Raw genomic sequence first — 21,320 nt, 5'->3', positions numbered from 1 at the left:
CGTACGTGGACGCCGAGCTGACCAACAAGAGCCGCGCCGCCCTGAACGCCGCCACCAGCAGGGCGGTCCGGGGCGGCCACGCCGACCTGACCCCCGCCCACCTGCTGCTGGCCCTGCTCACGGGCGAGGACAACGAGAACGTCACCGACCTGCTCGCCGCCACCGAGGCCGACCAGGCCGTCGTACGGGCCGGCGCCGAGCGCCTGCTGGCCGCGCTGCCCAGCGTCACCGGGTCCACGGTCGCACCGCCGCAGCCCAGCCGCGACCTGCTCGCCGTACTCGCCGAGGCCGACCGCGAGGCCGGGCGGCTCGGCGACGAGTACCTCTCCACCGAGCACCTCCTCATCGCCATCGCCGCCAAGGGCGGTCCGGCGGGCGAGGTGCTGTCCGCGCAGGGCGCCACCGCGAAGAAGCTGCTGTCCGCATTCGAGACCTCAAGAGGAGGGCGGCGGGTGACCTCCCCCGACCCCGAGGGCCAGTACAAGGCCCTGGAGAAGTTCGGCACCGACTTCACGGCGGCCGCCCGCGAGGGCAAGCTCGACCCCGTGATCGGCCGCGACCACGAGATCCGGCGCGTCGTCCAGGTCCTCTCGCGCCGCACGAAGAACAACCCGGTGCTCATCGGCGAGCCCGGCGTCGGCAAGACTGCCGTCGTCGAGGGCCTGGCGCAGCGCATCGTGAAGGGCGACGTCCCGGAGTCCCTCAAGAACAAGCGGCTCGTCTCCCTGGACCTCGGCGCGATGGTGGCCGGTGCGAAGTACCGCGGCGAGTTCGAGGAGCGGCTCAAGACCGTCCTGTCGGAGATCAAGGCCAGCGACGGCCAGATCATCACCTTCATCGACGAACTGCACACCGTCGTCGGAGCGGGCGCCGGCGGCGACTCCGCCATGGACGCGGGCAACATGCTCAAGCCGATGCTCGCGCGCGGCGAGCTGCGCATGGTCGGCGCGACCACCCTCGACGAGTACCGCGAGCGGATCGAGAAGGACCCGGCGCTGGAGCGCCGCTTCCAGCAGGTGCTGGTCGCCGAGCCCAGCGTCGAGGACACCATCGCGATCCTGCGCGGGCTCAAGGGCCGCTACGAGGCCCACCACAAGGTGGTCATCAACGACAGCGCGCTGGTCGCCGCCGCGACCCTCTCCGACCGGTACATCACCTCCCGCTTCCTGCCCGACAAGGCGATCGACCTGGTCGACGAGGCCGCCTCCCGGCTGCGCATGGAGATCGACTCCTCGCCCGTCGAGATCGACGAGCTCCAGCGCTCGGTGGACCGGCTGCGGATGGAGGAGCTGGCGCTGAAGAACGAGTCCGACCCGGCCTCGATCGAGCGCCTGGAGCGGCTGCGCAAGGACCTCGCCGACAAGGAGGAGGAGCTGCGCGGCCTGAACGCCCGCTGGGAGAAGGAGAAGCAGTCCCTGAACCGGGTCGGCGAGCTGAAGGAACGCCTCGACGACCTGCGCGGGCAGGCCGAGCGCGCCCAGCGCGACGGCGACTTCGACGCCGCCTCCCAGCTGCTGTACGGGGAGATCCCGGCGCTGGAGCGGGAGCTGGCGGAGGCCACCGAGGCCGAGGCGGAGGTCTCCCGCGACACGATGGTCAAGGACGAGGTCGGCCCCGACGACATCGCGGACGTGGTGGGCGCCTGGACCGGGATCCCGGCCGGGCGGCTGCTGGAGGGCGAGACGCAGAAGCTGCTGCGGATGGAGGAGGAGCTGGGACGGCGCCTCATCGGCCAGAAGGAGGCCGTCCAGGCCGTCTCGGACGCCGTGCGCCGCACCCGCGCAGGGATCGCCGACCCGGACCGCCCGACGGGCTCGTTCCTCTTCCTGGGACCGACCGGCGTCGGCAAGACCGAGCTGGCCAAGGCCCTCGCGGACTTCCTCTTCGACGACGAGCGGGCCATGATCCGCATCGACATGTCGGAGTACGGCGAGAAGCACAGCGTGGCCCGCCTGGTCGGCGCCCCGCCCGGCTACGTCGGCTACGAGGAGGGCGGCCAGCTCACCGAGGCGGTGCGCAGGCGCCCGTACTCCGTCGTGCTCCTCGACGAGGTGGAGAAGGCGCACCCGGAGGTCTTCGACGTGCTGCTCCAGGTCCTCGACGACGGGCGGCTCACGGACGGCCAGGGCCGGACGGTGGACTTCCGCAACACCATCCTGGTGCTCACCTCGAACCTGGGCAGCCAGCACCTGATGGACCCGCTGACCTCGCCGGAGGTGAAGAAGGCGCAGGTCCTGGAGGTGGTGCGGGCGAGCTTCAAGCCCGAGTTCATCAACCGCCTGGACGACCTGGTGGTCTTCTCCGCCCTGGACCGGGACGAGCTGGCGCACATCGCCGAACTCCAGATCGGCCGCCTGGCGGCCCGTCTCGCGGAGCGCCGCCTGACCCTCGACGTCACGCCGGCGGCGCTGGCCTGGCTCGCGGACAAGGGCAACGACCCGGCCTACGGGGCCCGGCCGCTGCGCCGGCTGATCCAGACCGCGGTCGGGGACCGGCTGGCCCGCGAGATCCTGGCGGGCGAGGTCAAGGACGGCGACACCGTCCGCGTGGACGTGGCGGGCGAGGGCCTGCTGGTCGGCAAGGCGCTGTAGCCGCCGCGGCGCCGCAGGACGCCCGCGGGCGCCGTCCGGACGGACGGCGCCCGCACACGTCGGGCCATACACGCCCTTAACCAGCTCTTATGCCTGTCCGCCCGGAGCGGATCGCGCGTCCGGGGGTGGACACGGGGTGGGCGCGATGGGGGAGGATGAAGGTATCCGCACGAAGGGAAGTACACGGTGAGCATCGACCCGGCCTCGATTCCGAACTTCGGGGGTCAGCCCGAACCGCAGGCCACAGGATCGGCGGGACCCGTCGTCCCCGACCAGGATCTGGTCAAGCAGCTCCTGGAGCAGATGGAGCTGAAGTACGTCGTCGACGACGAGGGTGACCTCGCGGCGCCGTGGGAGGACTTCCGCACGTACTTCATGTTCCGGGGCGAAGACGAGCAGCAGGTCTTCTCGGTGCGGACGTTCTACGACCGTCCGCACGCCATCGAGGACAAGCACCAGCTCCTCGAGGCCATCGACGACTGGAACCGCCGCACCCTGTGGCCCAAGGTCTACAGTCACACCCACGACGACGGCTCGGTCCGTCTGATCGGTGAGGCGCAGATGCTGATCGGCACCGGCGTCTCCCTGGAGCACTTCGTGTCCTCCACGGTCAGCTGGGTCCGCGCCTCCATCGAGTTCGACAAGTGGCTCCTGGAGCAGTTCGGCCTGGAGAAGGACGTCGACTCGGCGGATTCCGCCGACGAGAAGGGCGACGCCGAGGGCGACGACTCGGGGAACTGAGTCCCGCGCGCACGGACGAGCCCTACAGCGGTACGTGGGACACGAGCATCAGATAGGCCCCGTAGCCGCACGAGAGCCCGGCCAGGACCCCGGTCACCACGACCGCAGTCCGCGGCCGGGCTCTCGCCATGGCGGCCGCGAGCGGCAGCAGCAGCGGGAAGGCCGGCAGCAGGAAGCGCGGCTTGGAGTCGAAGAACCCCGCGCCGCCGAGGGTTATCACCAGCAGCACGGCGGTGTACACGAGCAGCGGCAGCGGTGCCCGGTCCAGGGCGAGCAGCACGCCGAGGCCCACCGCCAGCGCCAGGACGACGAGCGTCATCGCGGAGTTGGGCGAGCCCTGGCCCATGAGCACCCGCGAGGCCGAGCGCACCGCCGAGGCCCCGAAGTCGAAGCGCGAGCCCCAGGAGTCCTGCACGGCGAAGTAGCCGCCCAGCAGGTCGCGCCGCCGGACGCCCACGGCCAGGAGGTACGCCGCCCAGCCCGCCGGGGCCAGCAGCCCGGCCGCCCACACCGCGGGCCGCCGCAGCCCCCCGCGCGCCAGCAGCGCGTACAGGGCGGTCACCGACACCGCCGCGGCCACCGCGATGCCGGTGGGCCGGGTCAGCCCGGCCAGCACCGCGAGCCCCGCCGCCCACAGCCACCGCTCCCGCAGCAGCGCGTACAGCGACCACGCGGCCAGCGCGGCCAGCAGCGACTCCGTGTACCCGGTGGTGAACACCACCGCGTGCGGCTGGACCCCCCACAGCGCCACCAGCAGCACCCCGGTCCGCGCCCCGGCCACCCGCTCGCCGACCCGGTAGACCCCGACCGCGGCCGCGGCGGCCGCCCCCCAGGCGACCAGCAGCCCCGCCCCGGCGGCCCCCACGGGCAGCAGGAGGGTCGTGAGCCGCATCAGGGAGGGGTAGAGCGGGAAGAACGCCAGATCGCTCTGCACGGAGCCGCTGTGCGGCCAGGCGAGGCTGCGCCCGTAGCCGTGCTCGGTGATCGCGACGTACCAGCCGGAGTCCCAGGAGGTCCCGAGCACGGCGAGCGGGTCCTTGCCCGCCCACCAGGCGCCGAGCGCGATCACGAGCACCCCGGCGGCGCGCACCGCGGCGAACACCGCCAGCGCGGTCACCCCGGCCGACAGGGCCCCCGCCGCCCGGGTCCGCGGCGCAGCCGTCACCGTGCGCGTGGTCATGTTCCCGGCCTTCCGGTGCTGCGTCCGTCCGCTGATGGAAGGCCGTCAGGGGAGACCCTACGAGTCGGCCCGGCCGCGCGCCCGGGCGGCCTCCGGGCAGCCCGGCGGCGCCCTCAGAGCCGGGAGAGGCGGCCCAGCCGGGTGGCGGCTTCCTGGAGGACGGAGTCCTGCTTGCAGAAGGCGAAGCGGACCTGGGTGGCGCCCGCGGCCTTGTCGTCGTAGAAGACCTGGTTGGGGATGGCCACGACCCCGCAGAGGGCGGGCAGGCGGCGGCAGAAGTCGAGGCCGTCGCGCTCGCCGAGGGCGGCGATGTCGGTGGTGATGAAGTAGGTCCCCGCAGGGGCGTACACCTCGAAGCCGGCCGCCTTCAGGCCCGTGGAGAGGATGTCCCGCTTGCGGGCCATGTCGGCGCGGAAGCCCTCGTAGTAGGCGTCGGGCAGGTCCAGGGCCTGGGCGATGGCGTACTGGAAGGGGCCCGAGGAGACGTACGTCAGGAACTGCTTGGCCGAGCGGACCGCCGCGACCAGCTCGGGCGGCGCCGTCACCCAGCCGACCTTCCAGCCGGTGAAGGAGAAGGTCTTGCCGGCGGAGGAGATCGTCACCGTGCGCTCGCGCATCCCCGGCAGCGAGGCGAGCGGGATGTGCGCGCCCTCGAAGACCAGGTGCTCGTAGACCTCGTCGGTGACGACCAGGAGGTCGCGCTCCACGGCGAGGGCGGCGACCCCGGCCAGTTCTTCGGCGCCGAGCACGGTCCCGGTGGGGTTGTGCGGGGTGTTCAGGAGCAGCAGCCGGGTGCGCGGGGTGACGGCGGCGCGCAGCTCGTCGAGGTCGAGGGCGAAGGCCCCGGCGTGCGGGCGCAGGGTGACCGGGACGCGGGTGGCGCCGGCCATGGCGATGCAGGCGGCGTAGGAGTCGTAGAACGGTTCGAGGGCGATGACCTCGTCGCCCGGTTCGAGGAGGGCCAGCAGGGAGGCCGCGATGGCCTCCGTGGCGCCCGCCGTGACCAGGACCTCGGTGTCCGGGTCGTAGGACAGGCCGTAGAAGCGCCGCTGGTGGCGGGCGACGGCGGCGCGCAGCTCGGGGACGCCGGGGCCGGGCGGGTACTGGTTGCCGCGGCCGGAGAGCACCGCGCGGGAGGCCGCCGCGGCGATCTCGGCGGGCCCGTCGGTGTCGGGGAAGCCCTGCCCGAGGTTGATCGATCCGGTGCTCGTGGCCAGCGCGGACATCTCCGCGAAGATCGTCGTGCCGAAGGAGGCGAGACGGCGGTTCAGGAAGGGGCGGCTGCCGCCCGCGGGTGCGCTCATGGGCGTCATCCTTGGCCAAGCTCTGGAGTTGCTCAAGTGTGCTTTGGCCGGAACGGGCCGCGGGAATCCCCTCGTCACGCGGGACGCGGGGATCCCGCTCCTCGGGGGACCGAGGCGTACAGGAGGGGGGCGAGGACCGTGTTCCTGGCCTTTTTCATTGGTATCGCGGCAGTGCTGGTGGGGTTCTTCTGGTGGCTGGTGCGGGGCGGGGCCCGGGGATGGTCCGGCTCCTCCGGCTCTTCCGGCTCGTCCTGCGGCTCCGGCAGCTGGTGGGCGGGTGACGGCGGGGCGTCCTCGGACGGCGGATCGTCCTCGTCCTGTTCCTCGTCCTCGTCGTCGTCCTGTTCGAGCAGCTCCTGCGGATCGTCCTCCTCCTGCGGGGGCGGCGGGTGCGGGGGCAGCTGACCGGCGGGCCGGAGTAGGCGGATGGGATATGCGGAGGGAAGGTGCCCGGCGGACGTGGTTTCCGCCGGGCACCTTCCCGGTAATTCCCTGCTGGGGCCGGTGGTGGGACCGCCGCGCGGGACCGCTGGTTGAACACCTGAACTGTGGAGCCCCCGGGGGGATGTAAACCCCTTCAAGTTGGGTAAAAACGCTGTGGATGCCGTGCCTTTCATGATTCCCTCGGTTGAGTAGACCAGTCCTCGGACCTCGCTGGACTTCCTGTGGACCCGCCGGTGATCCCCCACCCGTTGCCTACCGCTGGCGGGACCCGGCCCATCTCCCCTCGCGCGTTTGCGGAGCCGACTCATGCTCACGACCCTCCAGACCACCTATACCGACACGCGTGCCGCCGACCTCGCCTGGGCCCTGGGTCGGGAGCGGCTGCCCGCCTTGGCCGTACTGAACCTCCAACTGGAGGGCGCGAAGGTGGAGCTGCGCCTGCTCGGCGCCTCCCACCAGGTGTTGTTGGAGGAAGGCGCGGTGCTCTGCTCGGAGACGGTCGCCTGCATGCCCGGCAGCAGCACCCCGCTGCCCCTCGGCGTGGCCAAGCGGGTGGGTGACTGGGAGTACGAGTTCGCCGCCCGCGTGGAGACCCTCTCCGAGGGCTCTTTCGCGGGGCGCGCGCAGGAGTTGCTCGCCCTCGTCGCGGATCACCCGAACGGGCTCGCCGGAACCTTTCCGGGCAGTCCGCACGCCTTCACGGCGCTGCTCGTGCAGCGGTGCGAGGGGCAGGTGCGCTGGCGGACCTGGCACGCGTACCCGCAGGAAGGGCAGTTGGTCGCGACCCGGACCCGGGTGGGCGTACGGATGGCGGCCGCCGCGCTGTAGGGCGGTGTCGTGCGTCGGGCGGGCGCGTACCGGTCGGGCCGGTGCACCGGCGGCCCGGACCGCGTGGCGCGCGATCCGGCGCGCGACCGCCCGCGCGGTGCTCCGCGGTTACTCCAACTGGCAGGCATGGCACACCACTTGCACCCATGTGGGTGACGGGGTGCGGGCGGGCTGTGACGTACGGTTCGCTGCATGATCGACCGTTCCACCCCCGGCGGCGTGCTCCCGGCAGCGAAGCCGAGGGGCAGGGTCACGGTCCCGGCCGCCCTCCCCGTACGGCCCCGGACCGGCCGACTCCTCGTCCTGGCCACCGTGTTCGTCTGCGCCGCCTGCGGGCTCGTCTACGAGCTGGAACTGCTCGCCCTCGGCTCGTACCTGATCGGTGATTCCGTCACCCAGGCGTCGGTGGTGCTCTCCGTCATGGTCTTCGCCATGGGCGTCGGCTCCCTGCTGGCCAAACGGCTGCGCGGGCGGCCCGCCTTCGGCTTCGGAGCCGTCGAAGCGCTGCTCGCCCTCGTCGGGGGGCTCTCCGCCATGGCGCTGTACGCGTGCTTCGCCTGGTTCGGCGAGTCCAGACCGGCGCTGGTCGCCTTCTCGCTCGTGATCGGCGTGCTGATGGGAGCCGAGATCCCGCTGCTGATGACCCTCATCCAGCGGGTGCGGCGGCAGGACGCGGGCGGCGCGGTGGCCGACCTCTTCGCCGCCGATTACGTCGGAGCGCTCGTCGGCGGCCTCGCCTTCCCCTTCCTGCTCTTGCCGTTGCTCGGCCAGCTCACCGGCGCGATGCTCACCGGCACCGTCAACGCGCTGGCGGGCGGTGCCCTCGTCCTGTGGCTGTTCCGCCGCGACCTGAGCCGCCGCGCGCGCTGGGTGCTGCTCGCCGCCAACGTGAGCGTGCTGCTCGTCCTGGCCGCGGCCACCGTGCTGGCGGGGGACTTCGAACGGGTGGCCCGGCGCGCGGTCTACGGGGACGAGGTGCGGGTCGCCGTCCAGACCGGCGTCCAGGAACTCGTCGTCACCGGGCCGGCCGCCGGCTCACCGCGCTCCCTCGACCTCTACTTCGACGGGCGGCTGCGGGTCAGCGGTTACGACGAGTACCGCTACCACGAGGCCCTCGTGCACCCGGCGATGGCGGGCCCGCACGCCCGCGTGCTCGTCCTCGGCGGCGGCGACGGGCTGGCCGCCCGCGAGGTGGCGCGCTACCGCGACGTCGAATCCGTCACCGTCGTGGAACTCGACCCCGGCGTGGTCCGGCTCGCCCGCACCGACCCGATGCTGTCGCGGCTGAACGCGCACGTGTACGCCGACCCGCGCATCGGGGTGGTGGCCTCGGACGCCTTCCGCTGGCTGCGCGGACCCGGCGCGGCCGGCCGGTACGACGTCATCGTCTCCGACCTCCCCGACCCCGGCATCACGCCCAGCACCAAGCTGTACTCCCAGGAGTTCTACGGGCTGGCCGCGCGGGCGCTGCGCCCGGGCGGGCGGCTCGCGGTGCACGCGGGACCGCTGACCTCCCGGCCGCGCAGCTACTGGACCGTGGAGGCCACGCTGCGCGCGGCGGGGCTGCGGACCGCGCCCTACAGCGCGGGCGGGCGGCTCACCGGCTTCGCGGCGGGCCCCGACCGCGCGCAGGGCGGCTCGGTCACCCCGGCGCAGGACTGGGGCTTCGTCCTGGCCGCCCGGGAGCGCACCCCCGCGCTGCGGGTCGAGAGCGACGCCCCGGTGCTGCGCTCGCTGTCCACCCGCGCCCTGCAGGACGCGGCCCGCGACACCGAACGGGTCCGGATGCGCGACCTGCCCCCCTCGACCCTCCCGCACCCGCGCTACGCGTCCTAGGAGTCCCGGGACCCCGGGGCGCGGGCAGGCGCCGGGTGGGTGCCGGGGCGTCCGCCGGGCGCCTGGAAAGGCGGCGGCCCGGGGCGGCGAAAGCTCCCGGTTGGGCCGAGCCCTCGGTAGGCTCGGCGCCATGGAGCATCAGGTGTTCGTTCCGGTACCGGCAGCCGACCTCCGAGCGGTGCTGCGGGACCCCGCCCGCCTGGCCCGGTGCGTCCCCGGCTTCCAGCAGGACGCCGACGGCGCCTCGGGGCCGCTGGCCGGGCGGCTGAAGCTGCGGGTCGGCGGCAGCACCGTGACCTACCGGGGCGCGCTGACCGTCACCGAACGGGGCGAGGACACCTTCGAGGCGGAGGGGGAGGGCGCGGAGGTCCGGGGCTCGGGCTCCGTGAAGGTCTCGCTCACGCTGCGGCTGGCCCCGGCGGAGGGCGGCACCCTGCTGGCCGTCACCGCCGCAGGCAGCGCGGAGGGCCGGGCGGCGGGCTTCGCCCCGGACGCGACCGCGACCTCGGTGCACCGGCTGCTGGACCGGACCGCGGCGAACCTGACGACCGCCGCCACGCCCCCGACCGCGCCCTCGTCTGCCGCGGACGGGCCGGTCGTCGACGCGCCGATCGCGGGCGCCCCGGTCGTGGACGATCCCCAGGACGCCGTGGCAGCGGGGGAGGCCGCGGAAGCGGCGGAAGGCGACCCGGCGGACGGGACGGACCCCGCGGACGGGCCGGACGGGCCCGGCGTCATCGAGGTGTCCGCCACGGTCTTCGACGCCGAGGTGCCGCCCCCGTCCCTGGACCCCTTCCTCGACCACGACTTGAGCGAGTTCGGCGACCTGGGGGACACGCCGCGCGCGCCCGCCGAAGCCGCCCACGCCCGCCGCACGATGATCGGCCGCAGCGCCGAAGAGGTCGACCACGCACCCCCGCGCGGCCGTTACGCCCCGGTCCCCGCGCCGGACTCCGGCTCCCCGGCCCTGAACCTGCGCTGGCTGGCCCCCGCCGCGGCCCTCGCCCTCGCCTCGGCGGTCGTCCTCGGGCGTGCCCTGCGACGCCGCCGCTGACCCGTAGGGTCGGGGCATGAGTACGCGACTGAGCGCCGGTGGCGCCGAACTGACCGTCGACCAGAAGAACGGCTGCCGGATCAGCAGTCTGCGCGTCGACGGGCTGGAACTGCTGCGCCAAGGGGATGACTTCGGGTCCTTCCCGATGGTGCCCTGGTGCGGGCGGCTGGGCGAGGGCCGCTTCCGGGACGGTGGCGTGCTCCACCAGATGCCGCTGGACCACCCGCCGCACGCCATCCACGGCTTCGGCCGCCACGCCGCCTGGAGCCCCGCCGGAACCGGCGCCGACGACGCCCGGGCCGAGGCCTCCTTCACCTACGACCTCGCCGCACCGTGGCCGTTTTCGGGCAGGGTGACCCAGACCTTCGCCCTCACCCCGGAGGCGCTCACGCTCGCCCTGGGCGTGGAGACGTACGACGACTCCTTCCCGGCCCAGGTCGGCTGGCACCCCTGGTTCCGCCGCAACCTCGGGGTGGGGGAGGACCTGCGGCTCGCCTTCGAGCCGGTCTGGCAGGAGGAGCGGGGCGAGGACTACCTCCCGACCGGCCGCCGCATCGAGCCGCTGCCCGGGCCCTGGGACGACTGCTTCGGCATGCCCTACGGCGTCGACGTCACCCTGACCTGGCCCGGCGCCCTGGAGCTGCGCATGACCAGCAGGGCCGAATGGCTGGTGGTCTACGACCAGCCCGAGGAGTACGTCTGCGTCGAGCCGCAGTCCGGCCCGCCCAACGGCCTGAACACCCTCCCGCAGCTGGTCACGCCCGTCGACCCGCTGGAGCTGTCCACCACCTGGACCTGGCGCCGCCTGCGGGCGTCCGGCCTCGACTCCGACGCGGGGCTCTAGGGGGCCATCAGACACCCCCTAAGCTCATGGGCATGAGTGACGTACGTGGTGAGCTGCTCCAGCAGATCAAGGACAAGGCCGTGGTGCACGGCAAGGTGACGCTTTCCTCCGGGCGGGAGGCCGACTACTACATCGACCTGCGCCGGATCACCCTGGACGGCGAGGCCGCCCCGCTGGTCGGCCAGGTCATGCTCGACCTCACCGCCGACCTCGAGTTCGACTGCGTCGGCGGTCTGACCCTGGGCGCCGACCCGGTGGCGACCTCGATGCTGCACGCCTCCGCCGCCCGCGGCCGGCGCCTGGACGCCTTCGTCGTCCGCAAGGCGCAGAAGGCCCACGGCATGCAGCGGCGGATCGAGGGCACCGACGTGAAGGGCCGTCGCTGCCTGGTCGTCGAGGACACCTCCACCACGGGCGGGTCCCCGCTGACCGCCGTCGAGGCCGTCCGTGAGGCCGGCGGCGAGGTCGTGGCCGTCGCCACGATCGTGGACCGCGGCGCGGCCGACGCCATCGCCGACGCCGGACTGCCCTACCTCACCGGGTACCGGCTCGGGGACCTCGGTCTCTCCTGACGAGACGCTCTCCCCGGCGAAGGCCTCCCCCGGGAGCCGGTGACTTGAGGTCCCGGAATTCCGTGTACCGGTTCTGACCTGGGCCTTTACCGGGAGGCGGAGTGTTTCACGTGAAACACTCCGCCCGCCCGGGCCGGGCCCGGCCGCCGGGCGAGGTGGAGTGTGGTGCGGAGTCTGGAAAGATAGCCCCGACGGCAACGTCGCACCCCAGGTCAGGGCCCGCAATAAGCACACTCCCCGCACATCCAAGGAGCGGACAGATGCCCATCGCAACCCCCGAGGTCTACAACGAGATGCTCGACCGGGCGAAGGCAGGCAAGTTTGCCTACCCGGCGATCAACGTGACCTCGACCCAGACCCTGCACGCTGCGCTGCGCGGCTTCGCGGAGGCCGAGAGCGACGGCATCATCCAGATCTCCACCGGTGGCGCGGAGTTCCTGGGTGGCCAGTACAACAAGGACATGGTGACCGGCGCCGTCGCCCTGGCCGAGTTCGCCCACATCGTGGCCGCGAAGTACGACATCACGGTCGCGCTGCACACGGACCACTGCCCCAAGGACAAGCTGGACGGCTACGTCCGCCCGCTGCTCGAGGTGTCCGCCGAGCGCGTGGCCCGTGGGCTGAACCCGCTGTTCCAGTCGCACATGTGGGACGGTTCCGCCGAGACCCTCGCCGACAACCTGGCCATCGGCCAGGAGCTGCTGGCCAAGGCCGCCGCCGCCAAGATCATTCTTGAGGTCGAGATCACCCCGACCGGCGGCGAGGAGGACGGCGTCAGCCACGAGATCAACGACGAGCTGTACACGACCGTCGACGACGCGCTGCGCACCGCCGAGGCGCTGGGCCTCGGCGAGAAGGGCCGCTACCTGCTGGCCGCCTCCTTCGGCAACGTGCACGGCGTCTACAAGCCGGGCAACGTCGTCCTGCGCCCCGAGCTCCTCAAGGACCTCCAGGCCGGCGTGGGCGAGAAGTACGGCAAGTCCTCCCCGTTCGACTTCGTCTTCCACGGCGGCTCCGGCTCCAGCGCCGAGGAGATCGCCACCGCGCTGGAGAACGGCGTCGTGAAGATGAACCTCGACACCGACACCCAGTACGCCTTCACCCGTCCGGTCGCGGACCACATGTTCCGCAACTACGACGCGGTCCTGAAGGTCGACGGCGAGGTCGGCACCAAGTCCAAGTACGACCCCCGCACCTGGGGCAAGGCCGCCGAGGCGGGCATGGCCGTGCGCGTCACCGAAGCGTGCGCGAACCTGCGCTCGACCGGTACCCGCCTGAAGTAGGCGGCGGAAACGTCGGAAGGGCCCTGATCCACCGCGTCGTCAGCGGTGGATCAGGGCCCTTCTGCGTGTACGTGCCCCCGTGCCCGTACGCTCAGGCCGTCATCCCGAACGGCATCGCCTGCACCTGACCGGTGCCCACGACCGCGAGGAAGACCTGCTCCCCGTCCTGCGTGCCGGTCACGCGCACCGTGGTGGAATCGGTGCGCTCGGCGTGGATCCACAGCGGTATGCCGAACTCCGCGTACCGCTGGTAGGTGCTTTCGACCGACACCGGCATGACGGCGGGCGCCGGGGTCAGGGCCAGCGCGGCCTGGCGGGCGGCCTCCAGCAGGACCATGCCCGGCAGGTGGTCCCCGGGGTGGTCGAAGAGCACCGGGTGACGGGTGTCGTACCGCAGCTGCCAGGTGACGCCGGTGGCGGCCGGCGCGGTGGCGGCGAGCACCACGTCGAAGGGGGAGAAGCGGCCGACCTGCGCGGGATGGAGGGGCGCGGACGGCAGGGAGGGCATCGGACGGCGGTCCAGCTGCTCGGCGCGCAGCCGCCGGTAGACCGCCGGCGAGGTCACGGTGTAGCCGACGTCGCCGGTGGCGACGACCACGCCGCCCCGGAGCACGGTCACTTCGTACCGCAGCGCTTGCAGGTGGGTACCGCGCATGCGGATGTCGGAGCAGCTGACCTCCAGGTCGAGGTCGGCCGGGGCGTCCGTGATCAGGAGGTGCTCGGGAACCGTGGTGTAGTCGAGGCCCCAGAGCAGGAACTGGTGGCCCAGCGGTACCCCGTAGGCCTCGTGGGCGATGTAGGAGCCGACCTGGCGAATGGCTTCGCAGATCATCATGGGGTCGTAGTGGGTGCCCGCGATCGGGGTGAAGAAGCTGTGACCGCGCGGGAGTTGGGCGCGCACGTGGAAGCGGTCGGGGGCGGGCGCGCACATTCCGGTGAGGAAGACCTCGGCCACGGCCGCCCGGTGCACGAGTTCCCGGGGAACGGTGCTGGTCCGGGTCTGCCCGGTCGCGCCCGGGCAGACGCACTTCAGGGAGGGGTGGGGGAACGCGGACGCGGCCGCCGGTTCCAGGGTCGTGGTCATGGAGCCCCTTGGGATCTTGGCCGGAAGTCGTTCGGATGTGCCGTCACCAAGTACGTACTTCCAGGTTTGGTTGACAGCCAGAGAATTACCCGATGATCGGTCAGCCTAGGGCTTCGAAGTGACACACTCCACACCTGTGCGGGGGGCGAAACCGACCGCAATGGGCGCCATATGTGCAGGTCAGTCACTGGAAAGGGATCACCCTGTCACCCTCGGTCGATTTTCGGCCTGACGGAGGAAACCGGACACGCGTCCGGTATCTTTTACCGAGCAGTCGCCGCGTACCTCAGAGTATTTTTCTGGGGGGCCCTGGTACACCGGTGGCTGCAACTGTCCGGAACGGGCCCGTCGGCAGCCGACCCGCCCCGCCCGCACCACCCGCCACCCCAAGCGGTCCCCGCCGATGGGAGACACCGATGCCCGCCCGCCACGCCGTCCGCCCGCTGGGGCACTTGAGGCTCGCCGCCGTCAACATCGACGGGGTGCTGCTCAACGACACCTTCAGCCCGGTGATCCACCGGTTCGTCACCAGCCGCGGGGGCACCTACGACGCCGGCGTGGAGCGTGCGGTCTTCTCGCAGTCCCGTACCGTCGCCGCCCGCGCGCTCGGCGCCGCCGCCGGCGTCGACTGGTCACCCGAGAAGGTGCTGGAGGTGTACTTCGAGGAGCGCGCCGCCCACCTGGCCGAGCACCCGCTGGAGGTGCTCCCCGGCGCCGAGCAGCTGCTGCACCGGCTGCGCGCCCTGGGCCTGCGGACGGTCTGCTACGGCGGCCTGGACCGGGCCCACTTCGACACGTACCTCGGCCGCTACGCGCACCTCTTCGACGAGCCGGGCTACGTCTGCACCAACGATTTCCGGCCGGGCATCCGCGAGATAGCCGTCGACACCTTCGGCGTCGACTACGACCGGGCGCTCTTCATCGACGACGTCGCCCGCGTCTCCGAGGCCGCCCGCGCGCTGCGGGTGCCGTTCATCGGCCACCCGAGCCCCTTCGAGCACGGCTACCAGGCGGGTCTGATGCGCGAGGCGGGCGTCCGGCACCTGGTCGGCTCCTTGGAGGAGATCGACGAGCGGCTCCTGCGTACCCTCGACCACGAGGCCGCGGCGGGGCGGTCCTGGGCGGCGTGACCTCGCGGGAGCGGGCCGTCGGACCCGGACGGACCGGCCGGATCAAGCCACAGACATCAGACGAGCGGTGACATCGAAATGGGGACGGCAATGGCAGGGGAGCGGATGCTCGACGGCAAGGTCGCACTGATCACGGGAGCCAGCAGCGGCATCGGAGCCGCCGCCGCCCGCGTCTTCGCCCGCGAGGGGGCCAGGCTGGTGCTGGCCGCCCGCCGCGAGGACCGCCTCGGGGCGCTGACCGAGGAACTGCGCGCGCAGGGGGCGGAGGTCGAGTACGCCGTCACCGACGTGACCCGTGCCGCCGACACCGCCGCGGCGGTCGCCGTCGCGGTGCGCCGCTTCGGACGGCTGGACTGCGCCTTCAACAACGCGGGCTGGGGCGTGGGGCGTTCGCCGCTGCACGAGATGGGTGACGATCTGTACGAGCAGATCATGGAAGTGAACGTCCGGGGCACCTGGAACTGCCTGCGGGACGAGATCGGGGCCATGCTGCTGACCGGCGGCGGCACGATCGTCAACAACAGTTCCGTCGGCGGCCTGCTGGCGACCCCGGTGGCCGCTCCCTACGTGGCCGCCAAGCACGCCGTGATCGGCCTGACCAAGGCCGCCGCCGCCGAGTACGCCGCCCAGGGCATCCGCGTCAACGCGGTGGCCCCGGGGACCACCCGCACCGAGGTGGTCGAGCAGTGGTTCGCCGCCGTACCGGGCGTCGAGGCGCAACTGCACGCCTCCACCCCGCAGCCGAGGACCGCGGAACCCTCGGAGATCGCGGAGGCGGCCGCGTGGCTCTGCAGCTCGCGTGCCTCCTTCGTCACAGGCGTCACCATGCCGGTGGACGGAGGCTTCACGATGGTGTGAAGCTGTACTCAGAGGTACGTACCCGGGGGCATGTAATGCCGATCGAACGGGGGCATGGAGAGGGACAGAACGGCTGATGAGGACTGAACGACCCCAGGTGAAGCAGGACCGCGCCGTGCGGACGCGCCAGGCGATCCTGGAGGCCGCGGCGCTGGTCTTCGAGGACCGGGGCTACGACGCGGCGAAACTGACGGACATCGTCAAGATCGCCAGGGTCACCAAGGGCGCCCTGTACTTCCACTTCGACTCGAAGGAAGACCTGGCGCAGGCGGTCATCGACGCCCAGGTCAACGTCGATCCGGTGTTCACCCCGCAGGAATTCAAGGCGCAGCAGTTCGTCGACATCGGCATGATCTTCTCCCACCGCCTCCAGCACGACGTCCTGATGCGCGGCAGCGCGCGGCTCACGCTGGAGCAGAACGGCCGCTCCCTGGACCGGGCCGCGCCCTACCAGGGGTGGATCGACCTGCACACCGAGCTGATGACCGAGGCCAAGGCCCGAGGGGAGCTGCTCTCGCACGTGGACCCGGCGCAGCCGTCCCGGCTGATCGTCGGCTCCTTCGCCGGGCTCAACGTCATGTCGCAGACCCTCGGCCTCACGCTGGACGACGAGGTCTCGGCGCTCTACACGAGCGTGATGCCCAGCCTGGTCGTCTCGGCCGTGGCGATCCGGCTGGACACCGCTCCCGGCCGCGGCGGCCGGGCGCTCCACGGGGTGCAGGGCGCGCACCTGTGCGACTGCGACGACCTGCGGCAGTTCCCGGGCGATGCCGGAGCCGAGGGGAACGTCGCCTGACGGGCGTCCCCGCCCGTGGCTCGCCGGTCCTCCCCGTCCTCGCGGGGAGGACCTTTTTTCGCGCCCCGGGCCACCTGTGCCCCGGCTCACGTGATTCGTGATGCCCGGGGCATTTCCATGAAAAAAACTTCCGGGTATCATTTTTCCGGCGGGGTCCGCTCGTGAGCGTGGACCGTGACGCGTCGCACCCTGGGGAGGGATTCATGGACATCGAGGTGCTCGGCGGGTTTCGCGCCCTGGAAAACGGCGTTCCCGTGGTCCCGCAGGCAGAGCCCGCCCGCCAGGTCTTCGCCGTACTCGCCGCCCACGCCGACCAGATGGTGCCCACCGACGTCCTGGCCGCGGAGCTGTCGGCGTACGGGCAGGACGGCGAACACGCCCGCTCGGTCCTGCTGACCTCGGTCCGCCGGATACGCGAACTCCTGGCCGGAGCCACCGACTCCGCCGGGCGGCGCACCCCCGAGGCCGTTCTGGTCTCGCTGCCCGGCGGATTCTTACTGGACACCGACGGCGGCCGCAGTGACCAGGGCGACTTCGCCCGGGAGACCGGAGCGGGCTACCGGGCCATGGCACGGGGGGACTTCGCCACCGCCGCCCACCGGCTGCGCGGGGCGCTGCGCCTGTGGCGGGGCCCGGCCTTCGAGGGGATCGAGGCCGGTCCGCGGCTGGCGGCGCGCATCGCGGACCTGGAGGCGACCCGGCTCTCGGCGCTGAAGCAGTGGGTGGAGGCCGAGCTGGCGCTGGGCCGGCACGGGGAGCTGCGGACCGCATTGCGGGCCGTAACGGCCGGAAAGTCCCTCGAAACATACCGAACCCTCGCAGAAGCACTCGGTTCGGACCTGGGGTCCTCTCCGGGCGACACCACCCGCGCCCTGCGCCGGGCGCTGCTGCCGGGTCCGCCGTCCAGCCTGCCACTGGCTGCCTGACCTGCGGTTTGCGCCGGTCTGACGGGCTTGCGGGGGCTTTCCTCCACTGCGGTCTTTTTTCCTAGCCCCGCCCGAACACTCACCATTCCGGCGGGTATGTTTCTCCGGTTCCTCGCAGAAAGTGCACCTCATGAGCCACGCCACCACCTCCCGTACCCGCCAGGCCGCCCCGCTCGGCCACCCGTCCGCCGGTGACACGGGATGGGGGTGACCCCACCCCCGCTGATCGCGGTCGTCCACGAAGGGCGGGCGGGGCGGGCCTGCGCACAGGCTTTCGTGGCGCGCGACGGCGCCGCGGAAGCCGGTGCGCGCAGCCACCTCGTCGCCGCCGGCGACCTGGGGGAGGCGCAGTGGGAGGTGCTGGCCCAGGCCGATGGCATCCTCTTCGGCGCCCCGCTCCCCTTGGCGCAGATGCTGGGGCGGGGGGACTGGCGGGGGAAGCCGGCCGCCGGTTTCGTGCGCCCGGAGGGGGACGCGCGGGGCCACCTCCGCGAACTGGCCGCTCTCGCCGAGGCGTTGGACATGTGCTGGATCGGGCCGACGGCGCCGCCGGGGCGTTTCGTCGGGCCGGGTCCGGACCCGGTGCTGGACGCCGCGCGCCGACTGGGCTCCCGGATGGCCCGCCTGGCCCGGCTCGCGGGCGCCGCACCGGTCGCGGTCCGCGGCCCGGTGAGTTGACACACGACCCGGACCGGCCGTGTGCGGCGGCCCCCGGACCAGCACACTCCGTGGATATGGGTGCTGCGTTTGTCGAAGAACCCGGCGCCGCGGCTGCCGTGCGCCGACTGGTGGCCGAAGGGGTGAGTCCCTGGCTGGAGGGCGTACCGGGCGTCGGCCCCTACCGGATGGCGGAGTTCGCGGACCGCCTGACGGTGCGGAACCTGCTGTACGGGGTGCCGCGGCGGCCCGCGGCCCTCGGCGCGGTGTGCGACGTCCTGCTCGCGCGCGGCGGGCTGGTCGCGGCGCCGCCGCCGGGTGACGGGTGCTCGTACGACGCGGCCCGCGCGCTCGTGGCGGCCGTGGACCGGCCCAATCTGATCGTCGTGCTGCCGGCCTCGGGGGAGGGCCCGGCGGCCGGTGCGCGGCTGCTCGGCGAGGGCGTCGGTGTGTGTTTCGGCCCGATGACCGGTCCCAGGACGTACGAGGGGGTCCTGGGAGCGTGGCTGAGCGGCCTGGAGCGGGCCCGGGAGCGCGGCCTCGACCTGGCCGCGCTCCCGGCGTTCGCGTCGTTGCGCGTGTGCGAGCTGGGCCCGCTGGCCGTGCCGACCGCGCAGCTGCTGTACGCGCGCTACGACCGGGCGCTCGGCGGGAAGCGGTGGCGGAGCCTGGCCGCGGCGGGCGCCCGCCCGCACCGGCTGCTGTGGACGGCGCTCGGCGACCGCGCGGAGGACCTGCCGGGCCTCATCGGCTGGGGGACCGCGGCCGCCCTGACCCTGCGCGCGCTGCAGGGGCTGCCCGCCCTGCGGGGGGACACCCTGAGCCCGCCGTGTACCGGTCCTAGAGCCCCCGCACCCGCTCTGACCAGCGAAAGCTCACTTGACCACGATCACGGCGGAACCTAGGTTCGGATGGCTTGATGCGTGCCGGTACGTCAGGGAGCGGGGGGAACGGGCCCATGGGACCAGTGCCGGACGACGCCGGGAACGCCGCGGGGGGCGCCGGGGCGGCTCTCGCCGTCCTGGAGCTGCTGGCCGCGGGCGCGCCCGCGGCCGCCTTCGACGCGCTCCTGCCCGCGGCGGACCCCGCACTGACCCGGGCCGTCGCCCTGGCCCACGCGATCCGTGCCGGCGCCGGGCGGCCGCCGGAGCCGCAGGCCGTGGCCGCTGCGGCGCCGTCGGATGACGACGGCGGGTCCGATGACGCACGTGACGGCGGATCCGGCGATGAGCGCGGCGGCGACCAAGGCGACCACGACGACCGCGGCGTCCACGACGACCGCGGCGTCCACGACGACCGCGGCGTCCACGACGACCGCGGCGTCCAAGGCGACCCCGGCGACCCCGGCGACCACAACGCCGACGGCCTCGTCGCGCTCGTCGACACCGCGCACGACCTGACCTCCGCCTACGAGCTCGACAGCCTGCTGCGCGTCATCGCGCGCCGGGCCCGGCGGCTGCTCGGCCTCGACGTGGTCCGCCTCAGCTTCACCCGGCCCGACGGCACCTCCTACCCGTACCTCTCCGACGGCAGCAGCGCCGGGTACGAGTCCGGGCTCGGGCTCGGCTGCGCCGAGGGGCTCGGGGCGCTCGTGCGCGAACGCCGCGCCCCCGTCTGGAGCGCGGACTACCCCCACGACACCACCCTCGCGCACGCCCCCGGCGTGGACGCCGCGGTCCGCGCCGAGGGCGTGCGCGCCGTCGTCGCCGTACCGCTGCGCCACCGCGAGGGCGTCCTCGGCGTGCTCTACGGCGCGGACCGGCGCGTGCGCTCCTTCACCCCGGCCGAGGTGGGGATGCTGCTGTCGCTGGCCGACCTGGCCGCCGTGGCCATCGAGAAGGCGCGGCTGCTGGAACGGGCCCGCGACGAGGTGACCGAGCTGGAGCGCTTCGGTTCCGTCACCGACGCCACGCTCACCCGGGTCCGCTACCTGTGGGACTGCCACGCCCGCCTCGCCCGGCTCGTGCTGGACGGGGCCGGCCTGGCCACGCTCGCGCGGACCACCGCGGACGCGCTGGACGGCGTACTCCAGGTCCGCGATCCCGGCGGCCGCCCGCTGACCCCGGGGCCCGCCCCGCTCGGCCTCGGCGAGGCCGCCGTCACCCGCGGCGCCCTGCACGCGCACACGGCCCGCCGCCCGGTCCGCCTCCCGCGCGAGACGCAGGCCCCCGCGGGCCCCGGCCCGGTCGGCCTGTCCGACGCCCGCGCCGCGCGGCCCGCGGGCGAGGTGTGGGTCGCGCCCGTCACCGCCGGGGCCGAGGACCTCGGCGTCCTGGTGCTGCACGCCGCCGAGCCCCTCACCGAGGAGGACGTGCGGCTGCTGGAACTGGCGGCGCTGTCAGTGGCCTCCCTCATGCTGATCCAACGCGGTACGGCGGCCGCGGAGGGCCCCGTCCGCGACGAGCTGCTCCAGGAGCTGCTCGACCGCCCGCACCACCTCTCCGACCTGCACCTGCGCGAGCGCACCCGGCGCCTGGGCATCGACCTCGACGTGCCGCACGTGGTGGTCGTGGTCCGGCCCGAGGGCGGGGAGCTGGGCCGCGCGGTCGCCTGGGCGAGTTCGTACGCCTACCGGGTCGGCGGCCTCAAGGGGGTCCGCCGCGGCTGCATCGTGCTGCTGCTGCCCGGGGAGGACGCCTCCGCGGCGGCCCGGCAGGTCTCGATGGAGGTCACCCCGCTCCTCGGCCACCCGGTCTCCACGGGCGCGGCGGGCCCGGCGAAGGGCCCGTCGGCGGTGGCCGGGGTGTACGAGGAGGCCGCGCGCTGCCTCGACGCGCTGACCGCGCTCGACGGCGCCGGAGGCACCGCCTCCCTGCGCGAACTCGGCTTCCTGGGCCTGCTGCTGTCGGCTGATCACGACGTGGACGCCTTCATCGCGCAGGCCCTCGGGCCGGTCCTGGAGTACGACGCGGCCCGCTTCACCGAGCTGACCCGCACCCTGGAGGCGTACTTCGAGTCCGGCGCCAGCCCCACGCACGCCGCCGAAGCGCTGCACGTGCACGCCAACACGGTCTCGCGCCGCCTGGAGCGCATCGCGGAACTCCTGGGCGAGGGCTGGCAGAAGCCGGCCCAGGCCCTGGAGATCCAGATGGCGCTGCGCCTGCGCCGCACCCGCGAGATCCTCGTCCGCACCCGCCCCCCGACGTGACCCGGGCCCGCGCCGGAGCCGGCGCGGGCCCGGGTCGGCGCGGT

General features: G+C 73.3%; 18 protein-coding genes. 15 read left to right on the top strand and 3 right to left on the bottom strand.

What is annotated here, in order from left to right; translation table 11 throughout:
* The first annotated feature begins 5 nt into the window (after positions 1 to 5).
* Together clpB and AC0693_RS22105 are read left to right on the top strand one after the other, a co-directional pair.
* Positions 6 to 2,591, top strand: a complete 2,586-nt coding sequence (clpB, locus tag AC0693_RS22110) for an ATP-dependent chaperone ClpB (protein WP_469316094.1) — start codon at positions 6 to 8, stop codon at positions 2,589 to 2,591.
* A 186-nt stretch (positions 2,592 to 2,777) separates the two neighbouring features.
* Positions 2,778 to 3,332, top strand: coding sequence for a type III secretion system chaperone family protein (locus AC0693_RS22105; protein ID WP_356406324.1), 555 nt, complete (start codon positions 2,778 to 2,780; stop codon positions 3,330 to 3,332).
* A 22-nt stretch (positions 3,333 to 3,354) separates the two neighbouring features.
* On the opposite strand, the gene AC0693_RS22100 is transcribed toward AC0693_RS22105, so the two are convergent.
* The gene (locus AC0693_RS22100) at positions 3,355 to 4,512 is read right to left on the bottom strand and encodes a hypothetical protein (protein ID WP_478802644.1); all 1,158 of its coding nucleotides are present in this window, start codon (positions 4,510 to 4,512) and stop codon (positions 3,355 to 3,357) included.
* A gap of 113 nt (positions 4,513 to 4,625) precedes the next feature.
* On the bottom strand, positions 4,626 to 5,825 hold the full coding sequence (locus tag AC0693_RS22095; protein WP_478802643.1) for a pyridoxal phosphate-dependent aminotransferase: 1,200 nt from the start codon (positions 5,823 to 5,825) through the stop codon (positions 4,626 to 4,628).
* A gap of 741 nt (positions 5,826 to 6,566) precedes the next feature.
* Here AC0693_RS22095 and AC0693_RS22090 point away from each other — a divergent pair.
* The 6 genes from AC0693_RS22090 to fbaA all read left to right on the top strand — a co-directional run bounded on the left by AC0693_RS22090 (position 6,567) and on the right by fbaA (position 12,677).
* Positions 6,567 to 7,088: a DUF2617 family protein gene (locus AC0693_RS22090; protein WP_356406336.1), complete on the top strand. Its 522-nt coding sequence runs from the start codon at positions 6,567 to 6,569 to the stop codon at positions 7,086 to 7,088.
* A gap of 192 nt (positions 7,089 to 7,280) precedes the next feature.
* Positions 7,281 to 8,924: a polyamine aminopropyltransferase gene (locus tag AC0693_RS22085; RefSeq protein WP_469316097.1), complete on the top strand. Its 1,644-nt coding sequence runs from the start codon at positions 7,281 to 7,283 to the stop codon at positions 8,922 to 8,924.
* 130 nt (positions 8,925 to 9,054) lie between these two features.
* On the top strand, positions 9,055 to 9,978 hold the full coding sequence (locus tag AC0693_RS22080; RefSeq protein WP_478802642.1) for an SRPBCC family protein: 924 nt from the start codon (positions 9,055 to 9,057) through the stop codon (positions 9,976 to 9,978).
* 16 nt (positions 9,979 to 9,994) lie between these two features.
* A complete protein-coding gene (locus AC0693_RS22075; RefSeq protein WP_478802641.1) occupies positions 9,995 to 10,822 on the top strand; it encodes an aldose epimerase family protein in 828 nt (275 codons plus the stop codon).
* A gap of 32 nt (positions 10,823 to 10,854) precedes the next feature.
* Entirely contained in the window at positions 10,855 to 11,394 is a 540-nt protein-coding gene (pyrE, locus tag AC0693_RS22070; RefSeq protein WP_478802640.1) for an orotate phosphoribosyltransferase, read from the top strand.
* Between the two features lie 260 nt (positions 11,395 to 11,654).
* On the top strand, positions 11,655 to 12,677 hold the full coding sequence (gene fbaA / locus AC0693_RS22065) for a class II fructose-bisphosphate aldolase (RefSeq protein WP_356406350.1): 1,023 nt from the start codon (positions 11,655 to 11,657) through the stop codon (positions 12,675 to 12,677).
* A 91-nt stretch (positions 12,678 to 12,768) separates the two neighbouring features.
* Here fbaA and AC0693_RS22060 read toward each other — a convergent pair whose 3' ends face one another.
* On the bottom strand, positions 12,769 to 13,761 hold the full coding sequence (locus AC0693_RS22060) for a ScbA/BarX family gamma-butyrolactone biosynthesis protein (protein WP_478802639.1): 993 nt from the start codon (positions 13,759 to 13,761) through the stop codon (positions 12,769 to 12,771).
* Between the two features lie 416 nt (positions 13,762 to 14,177).
* Here AC0693_RS22060 and AC0693_RS22055 point away from each other — a divergent pair, with 416 nt between their 5' ends.
* The 7 genes from AC0693_RS22055 (at position 14,178) to AC0693_RS22025 (ending at position 21,276) form a co-directional block, all read left to right on the top strand.
* Positions 14,178 to 14,891, top strand: coding sequence for an HAD family hydrolase (locus tag AC0693_RS22055; protein WP_478802638.1), 714 nt, complete (start codon positions 14,178 to 14,180; stop codon positions 14,889 to 14,891).
* A 90-nt stretch (positions 14,892 to 14,981) separates the two neighbouring features.
* The gene (locus AC0693_RS22050) at positions 14,982 to 15,749 is read left to right on the top strand and encodes a glucose 1-dehydrogenase (RefSeq protein ID WP_469319798.1); all 768 of its coding nucleotides are present in this window, start codon (positions 14,982 to 14,984) and stop codon (positions 15,747 to 15,749) included.
* Positions 15,750 to 15,825: 76 nt separating this feature from the next.
* Positions 15,826 to 16,545, top strand: a complete 720-nt coding sequence (locus tag AC0693_RS22045) for a ScbR family autoregulator-binding transcription factor (RefSeq protein ID WP_356406361.1) — start codon at positions 15,826 to 15,828, stop codon at positions 16,543 to 16,545.
* 203 nt (positions 16,546 to 16,748) lie between these two features.
* Positions 16,749 to 17,471 (top strand): AfsR/SARP family transcriptional regulator, encoded by a 723-nt coding sequence (locus tag AC0693_RS22040; protein ID WP_478738021.1) that lies wholly within the window; start codon positions 16,749 to 16,751, stop codon positions 17,469 to 17,471.
* Between the two features lie 207 nt (positions 17,472 to 17,678).
* On the top strand, positions 17,679 to 18,149 hold the full coding sequence (locus AC0693_RS22035; RefSeq protein ID WP_469319796.1) for a flavodoxin family protein: 471 nt from the start codon (positions 17,679 to 17,681) through the stop codon (positions 18,147 to 18,149).
* Between the two features lie 56 nt (positions 18,150 to 18,205).
* Positions 18,206 to 19,033, top strand: a complete 828-nt coding sequence (locus AC0693_RS22030; RefSeq protein ID WP_478802637.1) for a hypothetical protein — start codon at positions 18,206 to 18,208, stop codon at positions 19,031 to 19,033.
* A 53-nt stretch (positions 19,034 to 19,086) separates the two neighbouring features.
* Entirely contained in the window at positions 19,087 to 21,276 is a 2,190-nt protein-coding gene (locus AC0693_RS22025; RefSeq protein WP_478802636.1) for a helix-turn-helix domain-containing protein, read from the top strand.
* Positions 21,277 to 21,320 lie beyond the last annotated feature (44 nt).

The sequence above is a fragment of the Streptomyces sp. NPDC043876 genome (assembly GCF_056435825.1).
This window is presented reverse-complemented; position numbering and strand designations above follow the sequence as displayed.

Bases quoted from the DNA above. Each gene is read 5' to 3' on its own strand.
- fbaA (WP_356406350.1), top strand. From the start codon at position 11,655: ATGCCCATCGCAACCCCCGAGGTCTACAACGAGATGCTCGACCGGGCG.
- pyrE (WP_478802640.1), top strand. From the start codon at position 10,855: ATGAGTGACGTACGTGGTGAGCTGCTCCAGCAGATCAAGGACAAGGCC.
- AC0693_RS22085 (WP_469316097.1), top strand. From the start codon at position 7,281: ATGATCGACCGTTCCACCCCCGGCGGCGTGCTCCCGGCAGCGAAGCCG.
- AC0693_RS22090 (WP_356406336.1), top strand. From the start codon at position 6,567: ATGCTCACGACCCTCCAGACCACCTATACCGACACGCGTGCCGCCGAC.
- AC0693_RS22040 (WP_478738021.1), top strand. From the start codon at position 16,749: ATGGACATCGAGGTGCTCGGCGGGTTTCGCGCCCTGGAAAACGGCGTT.
- AC0693_RS22075 (WP_478802641.1), top strand. From the start codon at position 9,995: ATGAGTACGCGACTGAGCGCCGGTGGCGCCGAACTGACCGTCGACCAG.
- AC0693_RS22080 (WP_478802642.1), top strand. From the start codon at position 9,055: ATGGAGCATCAGGTGTTCGTTCCGGTACCGGCAGCCGACCTCCGAGCG.
- AC0693_RS22050 (WP_469319798.1), top strand. From the start codon at position 14,982: ATGGCAGGGGAGCGGATGCTCGACGGCAAGGTCGCACTGATCACGGGA.
- AC0693_RS22100 (WP_478802644.1), bottom strand. From the start codon at position 4,512: ATGACCACGCGCACGGTGACGGCTGCGCCGCGGACCCGGGCGGCGGGG.
- AC0693_RS22055 (WP_478802638.1), top strand. From the start codon at position 14,178: ATGCCCGCCCGCCACGCCGTCCGCCCGCTGGGGCACTTGAGGCTCGCC.
- AC0693_RS22045 (WP_356406361.1), top strand. From the start codon at position 15,826: ATGAGGACTGAACGACCCCAGGTGAAGCAGGACCGCGCCGTGCGGACG.
- AC0693_RS22030 (WP_478802637.1), top strand. From the start codon at position 18,206: ATGGGTGCTGCGTTTGTCGAAGAACCCGGCGCCGCGGCTGCCGTGCGC.
- AC0693_RS22060 (WP_478802639.1), bottom strand. From the start codon at position 13,761: ATGACCACGACCCTGGAACCGGCGGCCGCGTCCGCGTTCCCCCACCCC.
- AC0693_RS22095 (WP_478802643.1), bottom strand. From the start codon at position 5,825: ATGACGCCCATGAGCGCACCCGCGGGCGGCAGCCGCCCCTTCCTGAAC.
- AC0693_RS22025 (WP_478802636.1), top strand. From the start codon at position 19,087: ATGGGACCAGTGCCGGACGACGCCGGGAACGCCGCGGGGGGCGCCGGG.